Origin of the sequence: Halomonas sp. RT37 (assembly GCF_040070525.1) — a bacterium.
GTDB lineage: Bacteria > Pseudomonadota > Gammaproteobacteria > Pseudomonadales > Halomonadaceae > Halomonas > Halomonas litopenaei.
The window spans coordinates 377,500-393,218 of the sequence record NZ_CP098827.1; the positions used below are offsets into that span (position 1 = coordinate 377,500).

The 15,719-nt window shown below is 61.9% G+C and carries 15 protein-coding genes, 3 tRNA genes and 1 pseudogene; 8 read left to right on the forward strand and 11 right to left on the reverse strand.

The annotated features are described in order from the left end of the window. Positions 1-21: 21 nt before the first annotated feature. The 5 genes from NFG58_RS01695 (at position 22) to NFG58_RS01715 (ending at position 1,247) form a co-directional block, all read left to right on the forward strand. On the forward strand, positions 22-294 hold the full coding sequence (locus NFG58_RS01695) for an oxidative damage protection protein (RefSeq protein WP_045994673.1): 273 nt from the start codon (positions 22-24) through the stop codon (positions 292-294). A 95-nt stretch (positions 295-389) separates the two neighbouring features. Next, positions 390-465: transfer RNA gene (locus NFG58_RS01700), tRNA-Phe, on the forward strand. A 7-nt stretch (positions 466-472) separates the two neighbouring features. Next, positions 473-547: transfer RNA gene (locus tag NFG58_RS01705), tRNA-Gln, on the forward strand. A 72-nt stretch (positions 548-619) separates the two neighbouring features. Beyond that, positions 620-695: transfer RNA gene (locus NFG58_RS01710), tRNA-Thr, on the forward strand. Positions 696-722: 27 nt separating this feature from the next. After that, positions 723-1,247, forward strand: coding sequence for a site-specific integrase (locus tag NFG58_RS01715; RefSeq protein WP_253555065.1), 525 nt, complete (start codon positions 723-725; stop codon positions 1,245-1,247). 108 nt (positions 1,248-1,355) lie between these two features. Here NFG58_RS01715 and NFG58_RS01720 read toward each other — a convergent pair. Continuing rightward, positions 1,356-1,559 (reverse strand): annotated as a pseudogene (locus NFG58_RS01720) (IS3 family transposase); the annotation flags it as partial. 94 nt (positions 1,560-1,653) lie between these two features. On the opposite strand from NFG58_RS01720, the gene NFG58_RS01725 reads away from it, so the two are divergent. The 3 genes from NFG58_RS01725 (at position 1,654) to NFG58_RS01735 (ending at position 3,334) form a co-directional block, all read left to right on the forward strand. Continuing rightward, positions 1,654-2,319 (forward strand): hypothetical protein, encoded by a 666-nt coding sequence (locus tag NFG58_RS01725; protein ID WP_253555066.1) that lies wholly within the window; start codon positions 1,654-1,656, stop codon positions 2,317-2,319. Between the two features lie 47 nt (positions 2,320-2,366). Next, entirely contained in the window at positions 2,367-2,966 is a 600-nt protein-coding gene (locus NFG58_RS01730; RefSeq protein ID WP_253555067.1) for a peptidoglycan-binding protein, read from the forward strand. 197 nt (positions 2,967-3,163) lie between these two features. Continuing rightward, positions 3,164-3,334, forward strand: a complete 171-nt coding sequence (locus tag NFG58_RS01735; RefSeq protein WP_253555068.1) for a tyrosine-type recombinase/integrase — start codon at positions 3,164-3,166, stop codon at positions 3,332-3,334. Between the two features lie 429 nt (positions 3,335-3,763). On the opposite strand, the gene NFG58_RS01740 is transcribed toward NFG58_RS01735, so the two are convergent. From NFG58_RS01740 to NFG58_RS01785, 10 genes are all read right to left on the reverse strand, one after another. Next, on the reverse strand, positions 3,764-4,693 hold the full coding sequence (locus tag NFG58_RS01740; protein ID WP_348827465.1) for an Rpn family recombination-promoting nuclease/putative transposase: 930 nt from the start codon (positions 4,691-4,693) through the stop codon (positions 3,764-3,766). Between the two features lie 141 nt (positions 4,694-4,834). Continuing rightward, positions 4,835-6,301: an aldehyde dehydrogenase family protein gene (locus NFG58_RS01745; protein ID WP_348827466.1), complete on the reverse strand. Its 1,467-nt coding sequence runs from the start codon at positions 6,299-6,301 to the stop codon at positions 4,835-4,837. A gap of 70 nt (positions 6,302-6,371) precedes the next feature. Next, entirely contained in the window at positions 6,372-7,334 is a 963-nt protein-coding gene (locus NFG58_RS01750; protein ID WP_348827467.1) for an NAD(P)-dependent oxidoreductase, read from the reverse strand. Positions 7,335-7,493: 159 nt separating this feature from the next. Continuing rightward, positions 7,494-8,429 carry a LysR substrate-binding domain-containing protein gene (locus NFG58_RS01755; RefSeq protein ID WP_348827468.1) on the reverse strand — a complete coding sequence of 312 codons (936 nt, stop codon included), beginning with the start codon at positions 8,427-8,429 and terminating at the stop codon, positions 7,494-7,496. Continuing rightward, positions 8,422-9,189 carry an IclR family transcriptional regulator gene (locus tag NFG58_RS01760; protein WP_348827469.1) on the reverse strand — a complete coding sequence of 256 codons (768 nt, stop codon included), beginning with the start codon at positions 9,187-9,189 and terminating at the stop codon, positions 8,422-8,424. Before NFG58_RS01760 ends, NFG58_RS01755 begins: the two co-directional genes overlap by 8 nt. 92 nt (positions 9,190-9,281) lie before the next feature. Further along, entirely contained in the window at positions 9,282-10,898 is a 1,617-nt protein-coding gene (locus NFG58_RS01765) for a GMC family oxidoreductase N-terminal domain-containing protein (RefSeq protein WP_348827470.1), read from the reverse strand. A gap of 4 nt (positions 10,899-10,902) precedes the next feature. Next, the gene (locus tag NFG58_RS01770; protein ID WP_045992607.1) at positions 10,903-12,138 is read right to left on the reverse strand and encodes a mandelate racemase/muconate lactonizing enzyme family protein; all 1,236 of its coding nucleotides are present in this window, start codon (positions 12,136-12,138) and stop codon (positions 10,903-10,905) included. A 95-nt stretch (positions 12,139-12,233) separates the two neighbouring features. Next, positions 12,234-13,658: an aldehyde dehydrogenase gene (aldA, locus tag NFG58_RS01775; RefSeq protein WP_348827471.1), complete on the reverse strand. Its 1,425-nt coding sequence runs from the start codon at positions 13,656-13,658 to the stop codon at positions 12,234-12,236. A gap of 231 nt (positions 13,659-13,889) precedes the next feature. Further along, complete coding sequence (locus NFG58_RS01780) at positions 13,890-14,870, reverse strand: MDR family oxidoreductase (protein WP_348827472.1); 981 nt, start codon at positions 14,868-14,870, stop codon at positions 13,890-13,892. Positions 14,871-15,001: 131 nt separating this feature from the next. Next, entirely contained in the window at positions 15,002-15,670 is a 669-nt protein-coding gene (locus tag NFG58_RS01785; RefSeq protein WP_222568363.1) for a TetR/AcrR family transcriptional regulator, read from the reverse strand. Positions 15,671-15,719: the final 49 nt, after the last annotated feature.

Here is a 15,719-nt window from a genome sequence, read left to right on the forward strand (position 1 = left end):
TACCATAGAAAGGAGACCGCCATGAGTCAGACCGTGTTTTGCCGCAAGTACCAGAAGGAGCTCGACGCCTTGCCCTTCCCGCCGCTGCCGGGCAAGAAGGGGCAGGAGATCCAGGCGAGCGTGTCACGCCAGGCCTGGGAAGAATGGCAGGCGCTGCAGACCCGTCTGATCAACGAGAAGCATCTGAACATGATGGACCCGGCTAACCGCGAGTACCTGATGGAGCAGATGGAGCGCTTCTTCGACAATGAAGAGACCGACCGCGCCGAGGGCTATGTTCCGCGTGACGCCTAGCCTTGCGACGCCTTAGAAAGCGCTCGCCATCATTTTGAAAGAAAAGGGGTTGACGGAAAACGGAGGAATTGGTTTAATACGTCGCGTTGGCAAGGGGCCAGATAGCTCAGTTGGTAGAGCAGGGGATTGAAAATCCCCGTGTCGGCGGTTCGATTCCGTCTCTGGCCACCAACTCTGCTGGGGTATCGCCAAGTGGTAAGGCACCGGTTTTTGGTATCGGCATGCGCAGGTTCGAATCCTGCTACCCCAGCCACGCCAACCCCGTTTCGGGTGAGACGCCCAAGGCGTAACACCAGAGCAGCAAGCGACCTTCCGGTCGGCCCGAGCCGGCATAGCTCAGTTGGTAGAGCAACTGACTTGTAATCAGTAGGTCCCGGGTTCGACTCCTGGTGCCGGCACCATCTAAAAGATGGTTATGGATCAATGACTTGCTGCAACATCAAAACCGCCCATCGAGGCGGTTTTTTTGTGCGTGCGTAGATTTTTTTCTGCTAGTGGTTTACTTTCCTGAATTCAAGCAACAAGCGCAGCACCTGCGGTATTCAGGGCTCACAGCTACCTGGCAGGGTGCAAAGAATAACCGCGAGCACTTTGTCCCGATATCCAATGCTCTTTACCCGCACCTAGAGAACCTGATGAACTCTGCCAGGATGGTGGGGATCAAGCGTGGTGAGCAGATTTTCAACGTCAACCGATTCAGAATGCGGCACCGAATGGAGATGATGGACTCCTGGCAGGTTGAGAGCTGCTATCAGAAGCTTTCCCAGATTTGCGGCTATCAGATGAGCCCGCACCGATTCCGTCATACGTTGGGCACTGAGCTGATGAAGGAGCCAGACCGCAACGTGCACATCGTCAAGGCGCTGCTCGGCCACAGTAACATCAGCACGACGCTTGAGTACGTCGAGGTCGACATCGGCAGCCTGCGCAGGGCCATCGAGGGGCGTGTTTAAAGGTCGCGCGCTTTTACTTGTCATCTGCCGCTGGCCCAAGGGCAGAAGCCGATAATGGTTGGCCACCACTCCGGTAGACGTCAAGAAACCTCTCGCGTCTGAGTTCATTCAGGCCGCCTGCTTTTCCGGCTCAGCCGTGCTGATTTGAAGCTCCCGCTCCGGGTTGAGCGAGACGGTGCCGGTGGGCGTCCAGTTGTGGGGCTTGCCACTCCAGCGGGCGGGGTTGGCTTCACGCGCCGCCTGATTGATGACGTGGCGCTTGGCGAGTACGTCATGGTCATCTCCGGCATGACGCTGTGCCGGGATCATTCTAGCAGTAGAAATTGTTTGACATGTTTTTAGAGCGTGGCGAAGAGTGGGATATTCGCTTATGCTCAATGAATGCCAACTTTGTCAGGGGGCAGGGATGGGGCTGAAGCAATACCTGAGCATAACCGAGATGCCTGTGCTATTTGGAGCGCTTCTAACATTCTCCATCTGGGTAGGTGGGCAAATCGTCGAACGGGTGACGTCGACACCATTCATCGAGTATTCCTTTTCCTGGCAAGAAAATGATGATTACGGTAACTGGAAACAACAGTATGTGACGCAAATCCATGATTGCATGAGAGATCCGATCGACGAGCCGCCGCCACATATTCTCAATATTGTTCTGCGAAATTTATCTGCCGATCAGCTTCTGGACGATATTACCATTGCATTCAGGACGCCAGTTGGTTCCGGCAGTAGAGTGCTCGGTACTCAGTTGATCTCCCGAGCCCCTGCATTGAAGAAGGATGGTGCCGAGGTGTGTGAGAGCCACTATGCTGCGGTTAGCTCCGTTACTTTTCATCCTCGCTGGGAGTATGTTTTTTCCGTGGCTTTTACCGAGAAGGAGTTGCCCATAGTCTTTCTCGATAGTTCGAGTTCGGCGGTGGTGCTGGAAGAAAGTAGCATCAAGACTCGGATAGTCAGAAATGAGGTGACGCTTTTGTTTGTCGGGCTTGTGGCCAGCCTCTTGCTAGCGTTCCTTTTTATATGGGTGCACTGGCCTTCGACTAAGAAGGCAGAAAGAGGTGGTGGGGGTGAATAATGAAGTGGTGCATATTGTTGTCGACTATGCTCTTGTGCTTGAGCGTCATGGCCGAACAGACGGTATTGGTTCAGGATGATCATCTTCAGGGAGTTGTATCTGTTGTTTATTCTGGCTCAGAAGAAAATCCCAAGGGTGAGACGGACCATCGAGGGATGCTCCAACTGGAAAAGATTTGTGAGCCTCAGGTGGTTTTCATCGCTCGCCCTTCCAGCCCCTTCTATGAAACCGGGAAAGCCCGTTGTCTCCAAGAGATGGAAGTATTGACCATCAGGGTGACGGCAAAGCCCTTCTACAGCAATCTACTGATTAATCGTGATAACTTTTTAGAAAGTGGCGACTATGCAGCGGCCGCTTTGGCTTCAAATGAAATAGCGGCGCGAACGACTGATGCAGAAAGTTCCCATGAAGAGCGCATCAAGGCCATTGAAAGTTTTGCAAGATACTTGGAGCTTACAGAAGCGGCCTCAGCAGTGTCTTTCGACGAGCGGCAAGGCGCGCGGGTTGCCAGCGACGATTTTGTCGAGGCGTTGCGCCATTATCAAGAGCGAGAGGGGTTGCCGGCGTCTGGACAGTTGGACTATCAGACGCTCAGGCAAGCAGCTGAGTTGGATACGGGCACGATACTGTTCGAAGTGCTGGAATGAATGATGGGCTAATGGGAAAGAACGGTCCGCATTCCCTAATATACTTGGCTGTTCAGAAGAATGGACATCCACTCTCTGGGCCGGTGAGCAGGTATTCAACGTGAACCGATTCAGTATCCGGCACCGAACGGAGATGATGGACTCTTGGCGGGTTGAGAGCTTCTATCAGAAGCTTTCGCAGATTTGCGCCTATCCAAATGAGTCTGCACCGATTCCGCCATACGCTGGGCACTGAGCTGATGAAGGAGCCGGACCGCAACCTGCACATCGTCAAGGCGCTGCTTGGCCACAGCAACATCAGCACGACGCTTGAGTACGTCGAGGTCGACATCGGCAGCCTGCGCAGCACCATCGAGGGGCGTGTTTAGGCTCAGTGGCGCACGAGCGCAAATCTGATCATGACCCACCTGCGGTGCCAGGGACTGGCTTTGATGATGCCGTGTGATGTTGATGATGGAGCCTGCCCTCAGACCGCCTCTGTAAGCATTCCACGAAGATTTTTCCACGCAGTAACGTGTTGATTTTTTGAGATGTTTTGGTGCTGTGACTTGTGATCAGTAGGTCCCGGGTTCGACTTCTGGTGCCGGCACCATCTAAAAGATGGTTATGGATCAACGACTTGCTGCAACATCAAAACCGCCCCTAGAGGCGGTTTTTTTGTGCGTGGGGGAATCATGGTGTTGTGCCCGACGGGGCGGGGGTACGTCAGGCGTTCGGCACCTGCGCAGGCACTTTTCGTACAAGCCCTAGCGCTTGAGCTCGTCTCTCAGCGTCCTGACCTGCTCGATATCCAGCCCCTACAGCTCCGACACCATCTGGTCATCTAGCTGAGTCCGCTCGATCATGTTGTGGGCGACCTCCAGACGAGCCTTCTGTTCGCCCTTCTGTTCGCTTTCCAGCAGGCCTTCCTGACGTCCTTCCTTGCGGCCTTCTTCAAGACCCTGTTGCTTCCACTGCTCGGGCCATCGTTTTGCACGCTCGGCCAGCATGTTGTGTACCTCATTGAGTTTGTTGAGATTCTGCCACTCGGTTCCTTCGCTCTCGGGTATCCAGTTGGGCAGCAGCACGCGCTTGATCCAGATGGCGAAGTGACGGCGCAGACGAGTCTGGTCCGGCGCTTCGAGCCATCTTGCCAGCAGTCCGATCAGTTCGACCGCCTCCCTGGTGCCACGGTGGTGTTCCAGTCGGAATATGGCGGCTACCACGTTGCGTGCCTCCGGCGACCAATGCTCCGAGTCCACGATGGCGCCTTCGTCCAGCAGAAGATAGGGCATTCGTGGGCGGTATCGCTCCAGCTCCCTGGGCACGCTTTGAACGAGGTCCGATACGTCGACGGCGGCGTTCCAACGCTTCTCTCCATTGTAGAGCACGACGGGCAGCACCGGGGGCAACCTGGCGTGGGGCGAGAGCTTCTGCTGCTTGATCAGGTCCTGATACAGGAGGCCCACGTAGGTCATGATGCGCAGCGCCATGAAGGGATCGATGGTGCTCTGGAATTCGATCAACAGATAGACGTAGATCCAGTCATCGCCGAAGCGTGCGCGCCAGATGACGTCGGACTCCCGATCGCGCAGGTCGTCGCTGACAAAGCTGCTGCTGACCTTCTCCAGTGAGTCGAGGTCGAGATGCGCTATCCAGTCCTCCTTGATGAAGCCTGTCAGGAGGTCTCGAATGACTCTAGGTTCGCTGAACAGCAGTTTGTAGCTGTGGTCGTGCTGGTGGTTCATGGGATATCAGCCGCCGACTGGCGAGAGCCAGTAATGGAAGGAGATGGCAATCATCCTGGCGGCTAATGGCTGGCATGTACGGCTACGGAGTCGATTGGGTGGAAACCTGACCAAATGTCAGAAGTTTGAGCAAAGTCTTGTTCAGACCTTGTTCAGAGAGAGGCGTAGTGACAAGCCCTCAACCCCCCAACCCCCCAGGATGGCCTTGGTTTCCAGATATTCCTCCAGGCCCTCTTCGCCCCATTCGCGACCGTTGCCGGATTGGCCGAAGCCGCCGAAGGGGGCATCGAAGGAAAAGTCCGCCCCTTGCAGGTAGCACTGGCCGGCCTTGAGGCGGCGGGCGATGGGCAGGGCGGCTTCGGCGCTGGCGGCGTAGACGGCGGAAGACAGCCCATAGGGCGTGTCGTTGGCGATCTCGATGGCCTGTTCCAGGTCGTCGTAGGGAATCAGGCACAGCACCGGGCCGAAGATTTCTGAGCGTGCGATTGCCATGTGGTTGCTGACGTCGCTGAAGAGGGTGGGGCGAACATAGTAGCCCTGCTCCAGGCCCTCAGGGGCCTCGGTACCACCCAGCATCAAGCGCGCTCCCTCGGCGATACCCTGCTGAATGTGCTGGCGTACGCTGTCGCGCTGGCGTCGGGACACCAGCGGCCCCATGGTGGTGGCGGTGTCTGTCGGGTCACCTGCCACCTGCTCCCGGGCGACCGTCAGGGCGATGCGTTCGGCGTCGGCCAGACGTGAGCGTGGTATCAGCATGCGGGTGAAGGCGTCGCAGGTCTGGCCACTGTTGGCCATCACGTTTTCCACCCCGAAGCGCACCGCCCGGGGCAGGTCCGCGTCCTCGGTGATGATCAGCGGCGACTTGCCCCCCAGCTCCTGACACACTCGCTTGACCCCGGCGGCGGCGTTGATGGCCACCTCGATACCGGCGCGGGTGGAGCCGGTGAAGGACACCATGTCGACCTCGGGATGGCTCGCCAGCAGAGGGCCGATCTCGCTGCCGGAGCCCGTCACCAGGTTGAAGACCCCGGCTGGGAGGCCGACGCTGTGAAAGATCTCGGCCATGATGAAGTCCTGCAGCGGCGTCTGTTCGGCCGGCTTGGTGACCACGGTACAGCCCGCCGCCAGGGCCGGGGCCAGCTTGCCGACCAGCTGATGCAGTGGGTAGTTCCAGGGGTTGATCAGCGCGCACACGCCGACCGGCTCGCGGACGATGGCGACGCCATTGCGGCGTTCGATCTCTTCGGAACGCAAGGCCCGCTCGGCGTAGTAGCGCATGCCTTCGATGGGGCCATCCACGTGCATGGCGGGTGTGATCTGGACCGGACAGCCCAGGGTGATGACGTGCGCCTCGACCAGGTCTGCGTGGCGCCTTTGCATCTCGTCGGCGACGGCGAGAAGTATCTCGCGCCGTTGCCCGGCGGGGGTCGCCGACCAGTCGGGCAGAGCGCGCCGGGCCGCCTCGACGGCGGCGTCGATGTCCGCTCGGTGCGCTCTTGGCACCGAGGCGCACAGATTCTCGGTGGCAGGGTCGAGGATGCCAAAGCGCTCGCTGTCGCTGGGCTTGTGCCAGCGGCCATCGATAAAGAAGTGTTCTCTGTAGTGCATGGCGAGGTCCTCGTTGGCTCGGATGATGATCAAGACCGGCGTATGCCGTCGCGGTCAGCCTGGCAGCCCTTTATCCGGACCTGCCGCGCACGACCACTTCATGGCCGACCTCTTCCGGCTCGGTGTCGGTCAGTTCGGCGGGGAAGCCGTCGCCGAGCACCTCGACGCCGCAGGCGTCCTCAAGGCGCCGGATGATGTTGGATGACCACTCACGGGAGCCATAGCGCTCTTGGCCATCCTGAAAGATGTCGAGCAGCAGCGGCGATATCTCGAGGGGCACCTCGAGGCTTCTGGCCAGGGCGTCGAACAGGCCCACGTCCTTGAGCACCAGATCCATGGTGAAGCTGATATCGCGGCTACCGTTGAGAATGACCTGGGATTCGGTCTCGTGGACAAAGGAATTGCCCGAGGAGATACGGATGGCCTCGAAGGCGGTGTTCATGTCCAGGCCGGCCTTGCGAGCCACGGTCAAGGCCTCGGCCACCGAACACAGGTTGGCGGTGGCGAGGTAGTTGGTCAGTACCTTGAGCATCGAGGCCGTGCCTAGAGGTCCGGTGTGCAGGACCCGACGCCCCAGGGTGGTCAGCACCGGCAACACCCGTTCAAAGGTGTCGCGATCACCGCCGGCGAAGATCGAAATGTTGCCGGTGGCGGCGCGGTGGCAGCCGCCGGAGACCGGTGTCTCCATGGCGAGGGCGCCGGTGGCGGCGACCCTGGCGGCGATGCGTACTAGTTCCTGGGCATCGGTGGTGCTCATCTCCAGCCACACCTTGCCGGCAGATAGCCCGGCGATGACCCCATCCTCGGCTTCCATTACCGCGCTGCAGGCGCGAGGAGATGGCAGGCAAGTGATGATCATGTCGCTGGCCTCGGCCACTGCTCTGGGGCTGCTGGCGGCGGCAGCGCCCTGGTCGATGAAGCGTCGAGTGATCTCGGGGTCGAGGTCGCGGATCGTGACGTGATAGCCGTTGCGCAGCAGGCTGCCGGCGAGCTTGCCGCCGACGTTGCCAAGTCCGATAAAGCCGATGTTCATGGGAGGTCATCTCATGCCGGTGAGCCGATCATCTTGCAGTGACATCCTTGCGCGGGGGCGGATGAAATGCTGCAGGTAGGCTTCACGCTAGGCACGGCGGGGGCAGACGACAATTCATCTTTTCTTGGTGATTGGTCACTTTTGTTGAGTGAAGGCGACTCAGTCCCGCTGACTCAGCAGCCAGGTGCGGAAGGCCACCACTCGCGGATCGTCGGCCAGATGGGAGGGGGAGGCGATGCCCCATTCGCCGCTGGCGGGCTGTACCTTGCCCATCGGGTTGATCAGCCGGCCCGTGGCCAGGTCATCCTCGGCGAAGGGGCCATTGACTAGGGCGACGCCTTCACCTCGGGCGGCCATCTCGAGCGCCGCAGCCAGGGTGTCGACCTGCAGGGCGCGTGGTGGCGCGGGCCGTGTGGCAGGAGGCGACTGGGTGTCGAACCAGCCCTGCCAGCTCCAGCTCTCGGTATAGACGCTGATCAGCGGGAAGGCCTGCAGCGCCTCAGGGGATAGCGGCAACGAATGCCCCATCACCAGCGACGGGCTGCACACAGGGGTCAGCGTCGAGGGAAACAGCGGTGTCCAGTCAAGTCGAAAGGGCAGCGGGCCATCACGGAAGAGGATGGCGATATCGGCGTGGGCGCTGTCGAAGGTCCAGTCCAGGCTGTAGGTCTTGATCCTCAGTTCGGTCTCGGGATAGCGCTGGTGAAATTGTGCCAGTCGTGGGGCCAGCCAGCGGATCGAGGTGGTCACATAGACCTGCACGCGCAGGGGTTCAAGGCAGGGCTGGCGACGCAGTGTTTCGGCGCCCAGGATCAGCGCTTCCAGGGCGTCGCGCACGACAGGGTAGAAACGTCGCCCGGATGCGGTGAGCTCGATATGCCGGCCCCGGCGGGCGAACAGTTTCGTCCCCAGGCTCTGCTCCAGACGCTGTATCTGGTTGGCGATGGCGGGGTGGGAGAGGTGCAGCTCCTCGGCTGCGGCGCGCAGGCTTGATAGTCGCGCCGCGGCCTCGAATCCCTTCAGCGCACTCAAGGGCGGCAGGCGATCCAGCGGCAGCGGTGCCGTGGATGTCTGATGACGCGGGACGTCAGACAACGCGGGACGACAGCTGGCGCGCGGCCTGCACCAGGTTCTTGGAGTAGCGGCGCGCCTCCTGGGGGCTCAGGGTGTCGCTGCTGATGGCGGCGCTGATCGCTGCGATGGGCTCGTTACGCAGGTTGAGCACCGGTGCGGCGATGCAGCTGACGCCCTGCTCAGGCGCGCCGTCGGAGGTGGCGTAACCGAGCCGATGGGCCCGCCCCAGTTCCGCCATGACGCCTTTCACTCCCTTGTTCTCGGGAGCAAGACCAAGCTCGTCGGCGAGATAGCCCTGCCAGGAGTCCTCGTCGCGCATCGCCAGGATGATCTTGCCACTGGCCGCTTCGTGCAGCGCCATGGTCTTGCCCACGTAAAGGTTGAAGCTTGCGCCACTGGCACCGTCGATCTTGGACACCACCACGACCTTGTTGCCGATGGGCACGCACAGAAAGATGGTCTTGTGGATTTCGTTTTTCAGGATTTCCGCGATCGGATAGAAGTAGGGTATCAGGCTCTGCTTGTTATAGATGGTGGAGGATATCTGGAAGATGCGTGAGCCGATGCAGTAGGACTTCTTGCGGCTTGGATCCTGGGCCACCAGCTGGTGGTGAAGCAGGGCGTTGATGACACGGTGACCGGTGGCCGGCGAAATACCGGTAGCGTCACAGATTTCCGAAAGCGTCATGGGATAGCTGGTGGCCGCCAGCAGGTCCAGGATCATGACGCTATGATCGACCGCCGGAGCCTTGGTCTTTTCCGAGGTCCTTTCCGAATTCATGATCAGCCGCGGTCTCCAAAACGCGAATGCGAGGACGAATGCAGATGACTCGTCCGGTCAGACTCAGGGGCGATGTGGCTCCTGGGCGTCGTTCAGATCGGGTGGTCCTGAAGGATCAGGTCGGCCCCCTTTTCCGCCACCATCATCACCGGTGCATTGAGGTTACCCGAGGTGATGTTGGGAAAGATCGAGGCGTCGATGACCCTGAGCCCGGACACGCCATGCACCCTGAGACTGCCATCGACCACCGCCTCGCGAGGGTCGGGCCCCATGGCGCAGGTACCGCACAGATGATAGATGGAGCCTGCGTTGGCGCGAAAGTACTCTAACATGCTTTGGTCATCGTGGACGGCATCCGCCGGAGTGACCTCGGCGTCGATGACGGCACCCAGGGCCGCCGTTTCGGCCAGCGCGCGAATGAGCCGGCTGCCCTGAATGGCCTCGTCCTGATCTCGCCGGGTTCCCAGATAGTTCGGCCGGATCACCGCCGGCTCATTGGCATCGGCGCTGGCCAGATCGATGGTGCCACGACTGTCGGGACGGCAGGAATTGAAGGCCAGCAGGAAGCCGGAGTAGGCATCCGCGGTCAGTGTCGTGTCCGGCGGTGCCGGGATGCGATAGGACAGCGGGTTGAAGTAGAGCTGGATATTGGGCGCGGGTTCGTCGGCATGGCCGCGAAAGAAGCCTCCGGCCTGGTTGACGCTCATCGCCAGCGGGCCGCTGCGATTGATCAGGTACTTCATCGTTGCCCTGGTCAGGCCGGGCAGAGAGTTGAAGTCGTCGTTCAGGGTCCGGCAGTTGGCGCGATAGAAGTAGCTGACGGCCAGGTGATCCTGCAGGTTTCGGCCCACGCCGGGCAGCTGCTGGAGCGCTGCGATCCCGTGTTGTCGCAGCTTCTCGCTGTCCCCGAGTCCCGAGAGCATCAGCAGCTTTGGCGAGTCCACCGCACCGGCGCAGACGATCACCTCGCGGCGTGCGCGCAGGGTCTTCAACTGGCCTTGCTCTCGGTATTCAATGCCGCTGGCGCGACGCTGATCGTCGAACAGCACCCGTTGAACCTGGCTGACGTGCTTGAGGGTGAGATTGGAGCGCTCGAGCGCCGGCTTCAGGTAGGCAGTGTTGCTGGAATCGCGACGGCCTCGGCGGATGTTCGTCTCATAGAGGCCGGCACCTTCGATGGAGGCGCCATTGAAGTCGTCATTGAGCGGGTAGCCGAGTTCATCGGCAGCCCTGAGGTAGGACTGGCAGATTGGATGGGCGATTTCCTTGAGCGGGGTGATGCCGATCAGTCCCTGGCTCGAGTGGAATTCGGTATCGCCTGCCGGGTGCTGCTCGAGTTTCCTGAAATAGGGCAACAGCGCCTGGTAGCCCCACCCCGGGTTACCCGCGCGCGCCCAGTCATCGAAGTCCGATGGCTGGCCTCGCACATAGATCATGGCGTTGATGGAGCCCGATCCTCCCTGGACCTTGCCCCGGGGTGTGTAGATCCGCCGGTTGGCCAACGCCGGCTCCTCGGCGCTGTAGTACATGTAGTTGTAGCCGGGGTGATAGTAGGTCTTGGCAAAGCCCACCGGCACCCGAAGCCAGGGGGAACTGTCACGGCCGCCGGCCTCGACGATCAGTACCTTGTGGTGTCCGCTGGCACTCAGCCGGTGGGCCAGCACGCAGCCTGCGGAGCCTGCACCGACGATGATGAAGTCGTAGTCCATCGCCTCAGGCCTCCGGTCGGGTCTTCCAGCGGGTGCAGGACTGCTGGACGACGTCGTAGGGCGTGGCGTCCATGCTCAGGTGCAGGCGCTTGCCGGTGTAGGGCGAGTGGGCCCTGACCACCGCCATGTCCAGTTCCACCCCGAGCCCCGGTCGATCGGAGGGAATGATAAAGCCGTCACTCCACTCGATCTTGGCTTCGAGCACCTCGGCGTGGAAGCCGTCCCAGGTGCCGATGCTCTCCTGGATCAGGAAGTTGGGTGTGGTGGCGGCGAGCTGAATGCTGGCCGCCGCACCCACCGGGCCGTTGTACAGGTGGGGCGCTATCTGGGCGTAGTGGACCTCGGCCAGGGCGGCGATCTTCTTGCCTTCGAGGATGCCGCCGACCCGGCCAAGGTTCATCTGCAGGATCGAGGCGGCCTGGTGGCGCAGCAGGTCATGGAACTCGTACTTGGTGGTCAGCCGCTCACCGGTGGCCACCGGGATGGAGGTATGGTCGGCGACCCTGGCCATGGCCTCGCTCTGGCCGGGTGGCACCGGCTCCTCGAACCACAGCGGGTCAAAGGGTTCGAGGCGCTTGGCCAGGCGGATCGCCGAGGCCGGCGTCATCTGGCCGTGGGTACCGAACAGCAGGTCGCAGCCGTTGCCGACCGCCTCACGGATGCGCTGGCAGAAGGTTGCGCTCTTTTCCAGCGCCTCCAGTGACAGCATATGCCCGCAGTAGGCGGTGTAGGGGCCCGCCGGATCGAACTTGAGCGCGGTAAAGCCGAGGGCCTTCTGCTCCAGGGCGCACTCCACCGCCAGCTCGACATTGTCGTAGTCATAGTCGCCGCCGGGGGCACGGGGGTAGAGATAGGTGTAGGAGCGCAGCCGATCGTGGAGCTTGCCGCCGATCAGTGCATGTACCGGCTGGCCGGCCGCCTTGCCGACGATGTCCCAGCAGGCCATCTCGAGGCCGCTGAGCACCCCCATCATGGTCAGGTCCGGGCGCTGGGTGAAGCCGCTCGAGTAGGTCTCGCGATACAGCCGTTCCAGATGGTGGGGATCCCGTCCCTTCAGGTAGCGCTCGAACACGTCCTCGATGGCGGCGACCACCACTTGCGGGTGGAAGGTCGCCGCATAGACCTCGCCGACGCCCTCGATGCCACAGGCGGTTCCCAGTTTGACGAAGATCCAATACATGCCGCCGATGTGGGGCGGAGGTGTGGCGACCACATGGCTTTCACAACTGACGACTTTCATGAACGGCGAGTCCTCTGAAAAGGGCAGCAAGCGGCCGACCGCCCGGCGAAGACGCGGCGGTGATGGGCTTGGGTGTGGGGTGGCGCGGGATGGCGTCAGTAGTTCAATACCACCAGCCGGGTCTGGGAGTAGTCCAGCATGCCGTGCTTGCCGTCGTCGCCGCCGAGACCCGAACGCTTCCAGCCGGCGTGGTAGCCCTGGTAGGGGTCCGATGGGGTGCGATTGATGTAGACCTCGCCTGCCTCGATGTTGTGGGCCACCTTCATGGCGGTGCGGTAGTTCTCGGTGAACACCACCGAGGCAAGGCCGAACTGGTGGTCGTTGGCCAGCGCCAGGGCTTCATCCACATCGGCGTAGGTCAGCACCGGCAGTACCGGGCCGAAGATCTCTTCCTGGACGATCTCCATGTCCTGGCGGCAGTCGGTCAGCAGGGTCGGCGGGTAGAAGTGTCCGGGGCCAGGGGGAATCGCGCCGCCGGTGGCCAGGGTGGCGCCGTCGTCGATGGCACGCTCGACCATCTGGTGGACATTGAGGCGGGTGTTCTCGTTGATCAGGGGGCCCATGTGGCTGGGGTCCTCGGCACGATTGCCGAAGGTGCAGGCCTCCATGTTGGCCTTGAGCAGGGCGATGAAGGGCTCGGCGATGGACTGATGCACGTAGACTCGCTCGATGGCGGTACACAGCTGGCCGCAGTTGGTGGTCTTGGAGGCCACGATCTGACGGGCGGCCTGCTCGAGGTCGGCGTCGGGCTCGACGATGGCCGGTGACTTGCCACCCAGTTCCAGCGACGACTTGGCGATATTGACCTGGGAGTACTCCAGCACCTTGCGGCCGGCGCCGACGCTGCCGGTGAGGGTGATCATGCCGACCCTTGGGTGAGTACACACGGCCTCGGCGGTGGCGTGGTCCATGCTCAGGATGTTGACCACCCCCGGCGGGATCTCGGCCGCCTGGACGGCCCGGGCAATTTCGAAGGCCGAACGCGGGGTGTTGTTGCTCGGGCGCACGATCACGCTGTTGCCGGTGATCATCGCCGGTGCAATCTTGCGCAGCAGGGTGAAGACGGGGTAGTTGAAGGGAATCAGGCAGGCCACCACGCCGATCGGCTCCCGAGTGAGCAGCAGGCTCTCGTCAGGGGTGTCGCTGGGCACGATATCGCCCTCGATCCGTCGCGCCCATTCGGCGTGGTAGCGGGTGATATCGGCCGCGTATACCGCCTCGTTGGTGGCGTCCTCGAGGCTCTTGCCCGACTCTTCGGCCAGCGCCCGCCCAATGGCCTCGCGACGCTCCATCAGGGCGTCGGCCAGGCGCTGCATATGTACCGCCCGTTCGGCACTGGTCAGCCTGCGCCAGTGCTTCTGGGCCCTGGCCGCGACCTCGACAGCTTCCATCGCCTGGGCGTTGGTGGCGGCCTGGACCTGGCCCACCATCGCTCCCGTGGCGGGGCAGTAGACCGGGATCATGCTGGCCTGGGGGGCGCTGACAAAGTCGTTGTTGATGAAGTTCCCATCGGTGCTCATGGCTGATTCCTCGTCAAGTTCAAACCAGCCTAGGAAGCGACCCTGAGGGCGTCAAGAAAATTCCCTATGTAGAAATAAAATTCCGCATATGGAATATGTGGCGGTGTGCTGGTGCCTGTATGCGAGCCGGCAGGAAGCCAAGACAGCGCCAGGTAAGGCCCAAGAAAGCGCCGAGGAAAGCAACATCAGGCGCCCTGCCGGCGACGGCCAGCAGGGCACGTGTCATCGGGCCTAGCGGCTGGCGACCACCACGCGGCCTCTGACCTTGCCTTCCATCAGGCGCTCTGCGGTGGTGATGGCCTCGCTCAGCGGGATCTCGCTGGCGATGTCGTCGAGACGCTCTTCAGGCATCAGCTCGGCCAGGCGCTGCCAGGCTTCCAGGCGAACTTCTCTGGGCTGCATCACGCTGTCGATGCCGGCCAGGGTCACGCCGCGCAGGATGAAGGGCATCACCGTGGCGGGAAGGTCCATGCCCTGGGCCAGGCCGCAGGAGGTCACCGTGCCGCCGTAGCGGGTCGAGGCCAGCACATTGACCAGGGTGTGGCTGCCGACGCTGTCGACGGCACCCGCCCAGCGTTCCCTGGCCAGGGGCTTTCCGGGCTGTTCGAGCTCGCCGCGGTCGATGATCGAGGTGGCGCCCAGTGCCTTCAGATAGTCCGCCTCCTCGACCTTGCCGGTGGAGGCAACGACTTCGTAGCCCAGCTTGGCCAGCAGGGTGATGGCAAAGCTGCCGACGCCACCGCTGGCGCCGGTGACCAGCACCTCGCCCTGGTCCGGGGTCACCCCGTGGCGCTCCAGCGCCAGCACCGAGAGCATGGCGGTGTAGCCGGCGGTGCCGATGGCCATGGCGTTTCTGGTGCTGAAGGCTTCTGGCAGCGGGATCAGCCAGTCGCCGTTCAGGCGTGCCTTCTGGGCCAGCCCGCCCCAGTGCTTCTCGCCGACGCCCCAGCCGTTCAGGACCACCCGGTCACCCGGCTGGAAGTCCTGGTGCTGCGAGGCTTCCACCACGCCGGCAAGGTCGATGCCCGGGACCATGGGGAAGGACTTGACCACCGGGCCCTTGCCGGTGATGGCCAGCCCGTCCTTGTAGTTCAGGGTGCTGTAGTCGACGTTCACGGTCACGTCGCCCTCGGGCAGGGCCTGGTCATCCAGTGACTCGATGGCGGCCTTCTGAGTGTCGCCTTCCTTGCGGATCACGATGGCGTCGAACATGGCGGTCTCCTTTTTAGACGGTTTGTCTATAAATTGGCGCAAGCAGTATCAGGGCGCAGTATACGACCCCGCAGGAGCGGGCTCTCGGTTCAGTGTCGGACTATTGTCCAGTCAGGTCGGCTCAGTTCAGTTCATGGCGACGGACGACCCTGGCGTTGGGTGTCCAGGCCCGAAAAGAAGCTGTCGGTGAACACATCGATCGGGCGCGGGCTGCGTTCCAGCCTGGCGCGCATGATGGCACCCTCCCAGCCGATCCAGAAGGCCTCGGCCAGCCGATCAGTGTCCCTGTCGGAGGCGATATCGCCGTGGTGGCGGGCTTCTTCCAGGCAAGCGGCGAGACGTCGTTGCCAGTCGGCGAGCGTGGCGATCAGCCGCTCGCGGTAGTCTGCCGGCAGTCCAGCCGCCTCCTGACCGAGATTGCCCACCAGACAGCCACGGCGATAGTCGTGGCGTGCCATGCCAGCCTTGGCATCGTCGACAAAGGCCTGCACGCGCTCGAGTGGTGGCCGGGAATCGTCTTGCAGATGGCGGTCGAGCTTGTCGGCAAAATAGCGGGCGTAGCGCTCGAGCACCGCCTGGCCGAAGGCTTCCTTGCTGGCAAAGTAGTGATAGAAGGAACCCTTGGGCACCCCGGCACGCTTGAGCATGCCGTCGAGCCCCGCGCTCAGAAAGCCGTGTTCGGTCAGGGTCTCGAGGCCGCTGGCGATCAGCGCCGCTCTGGCGTCGCCCTGGGTGGCGCCGACGCTGTAGTCGGTCTTCGGCGGTCGCCCCCGGCGCCTGGCTATCGTCGGATTGGTCATGCAATGATTTTAGACCAGGTGTCTATAAAATCAATGATGGGGCTGACCA

Coding starts and splice junctions, on each gene's coding strand:
- NFG58_RS01730 (WP_253555067.1), top strand. CDS start 2,367: ATGGCCGAACAGACGGTATTGGTTCAGGATGATCATCTTCAGGGAGTT.
- NFG58_RS01770 (WP_045992607.1), bottom strand. CDS start 12,138: ATGAAAGTCGTCAGTTGTGAAAGCCATGTGGTCGCCACACCTCCGCCC.
- NFG58_RS01750 (WP_348827467.1), bottom strand. CDS start 7,334: ATGAACATCGGCTTTATCGGACTTGGCAACGTCGGCGGCAAGCTCGCC.
- NFG58_RS01785 (WP_222568363.1), bottom strand. CDS start 15,670: ATGACCAATCCGACGATAGCCAGGCGCCGGGGGCGACCGCCGAAGACC.
- NFG58_RS01735 (WP_253555068.1), top strand. CDS start 3,164: ATGAGTCTGCACCGATTCCGCCATACGCTGGGCACTGAGCTGATGAAG.
- NFG58_RS01740 (WP_348827465.1), bottom strand. CDS start 4,693: ATGAACCACCAGCACGACCACAGCTACAAACTGCTGTTCAGCGAACCT.
- NFG58_RS01745 (WP_348827466.1), bottom strand. CDS start 6,301: ATGCACTACAGAGAACACTTCTTTATCGATGGCCGCTGGCACAAGCCC.
- aldA (WP_348827471.1), bottom strand. CDS start 13,658: ATGAGCACCGATGGGAACTTCATCAACAACGACTTTGTCAGCGCCCCC.
- NFG58_RS01725 (WP_253555066.1), top strand. CDS start 1,654: ATGGGGCTGAAGCAATACCTGAGCATAACCGAGATGCCTGTGCTATTT.
- NFG58_RS01760 (WP_348827469.1), bottom strand. CDS start 9,189: ATGAATTCGGAAAGGACCTCGGAAAAGACCAAGGCTCCGGCGGTCGAT.
- NFG58_RS01765 (WP_348827470.1), bottom strand. CDS start 10,898: ATGGACTACGACTTCATCATCGTCGGTGCAGGCTCCGCAGGCTGCGTG.
- NFG58_RS01780 (WP_348827472.1), bottom strand. CDS start 14,870: ATGTTCGACGCCATCGTGATCCGCAAGGAAGGCGACACTCAGAAGGCC.
- NFG58_RS01695 (WP_045994673.1), top strand. CDS start 22: ATGAGTCAGACCGTGTTTTGCCGCAAGTACCAGAAGGAGCTCGACGCC.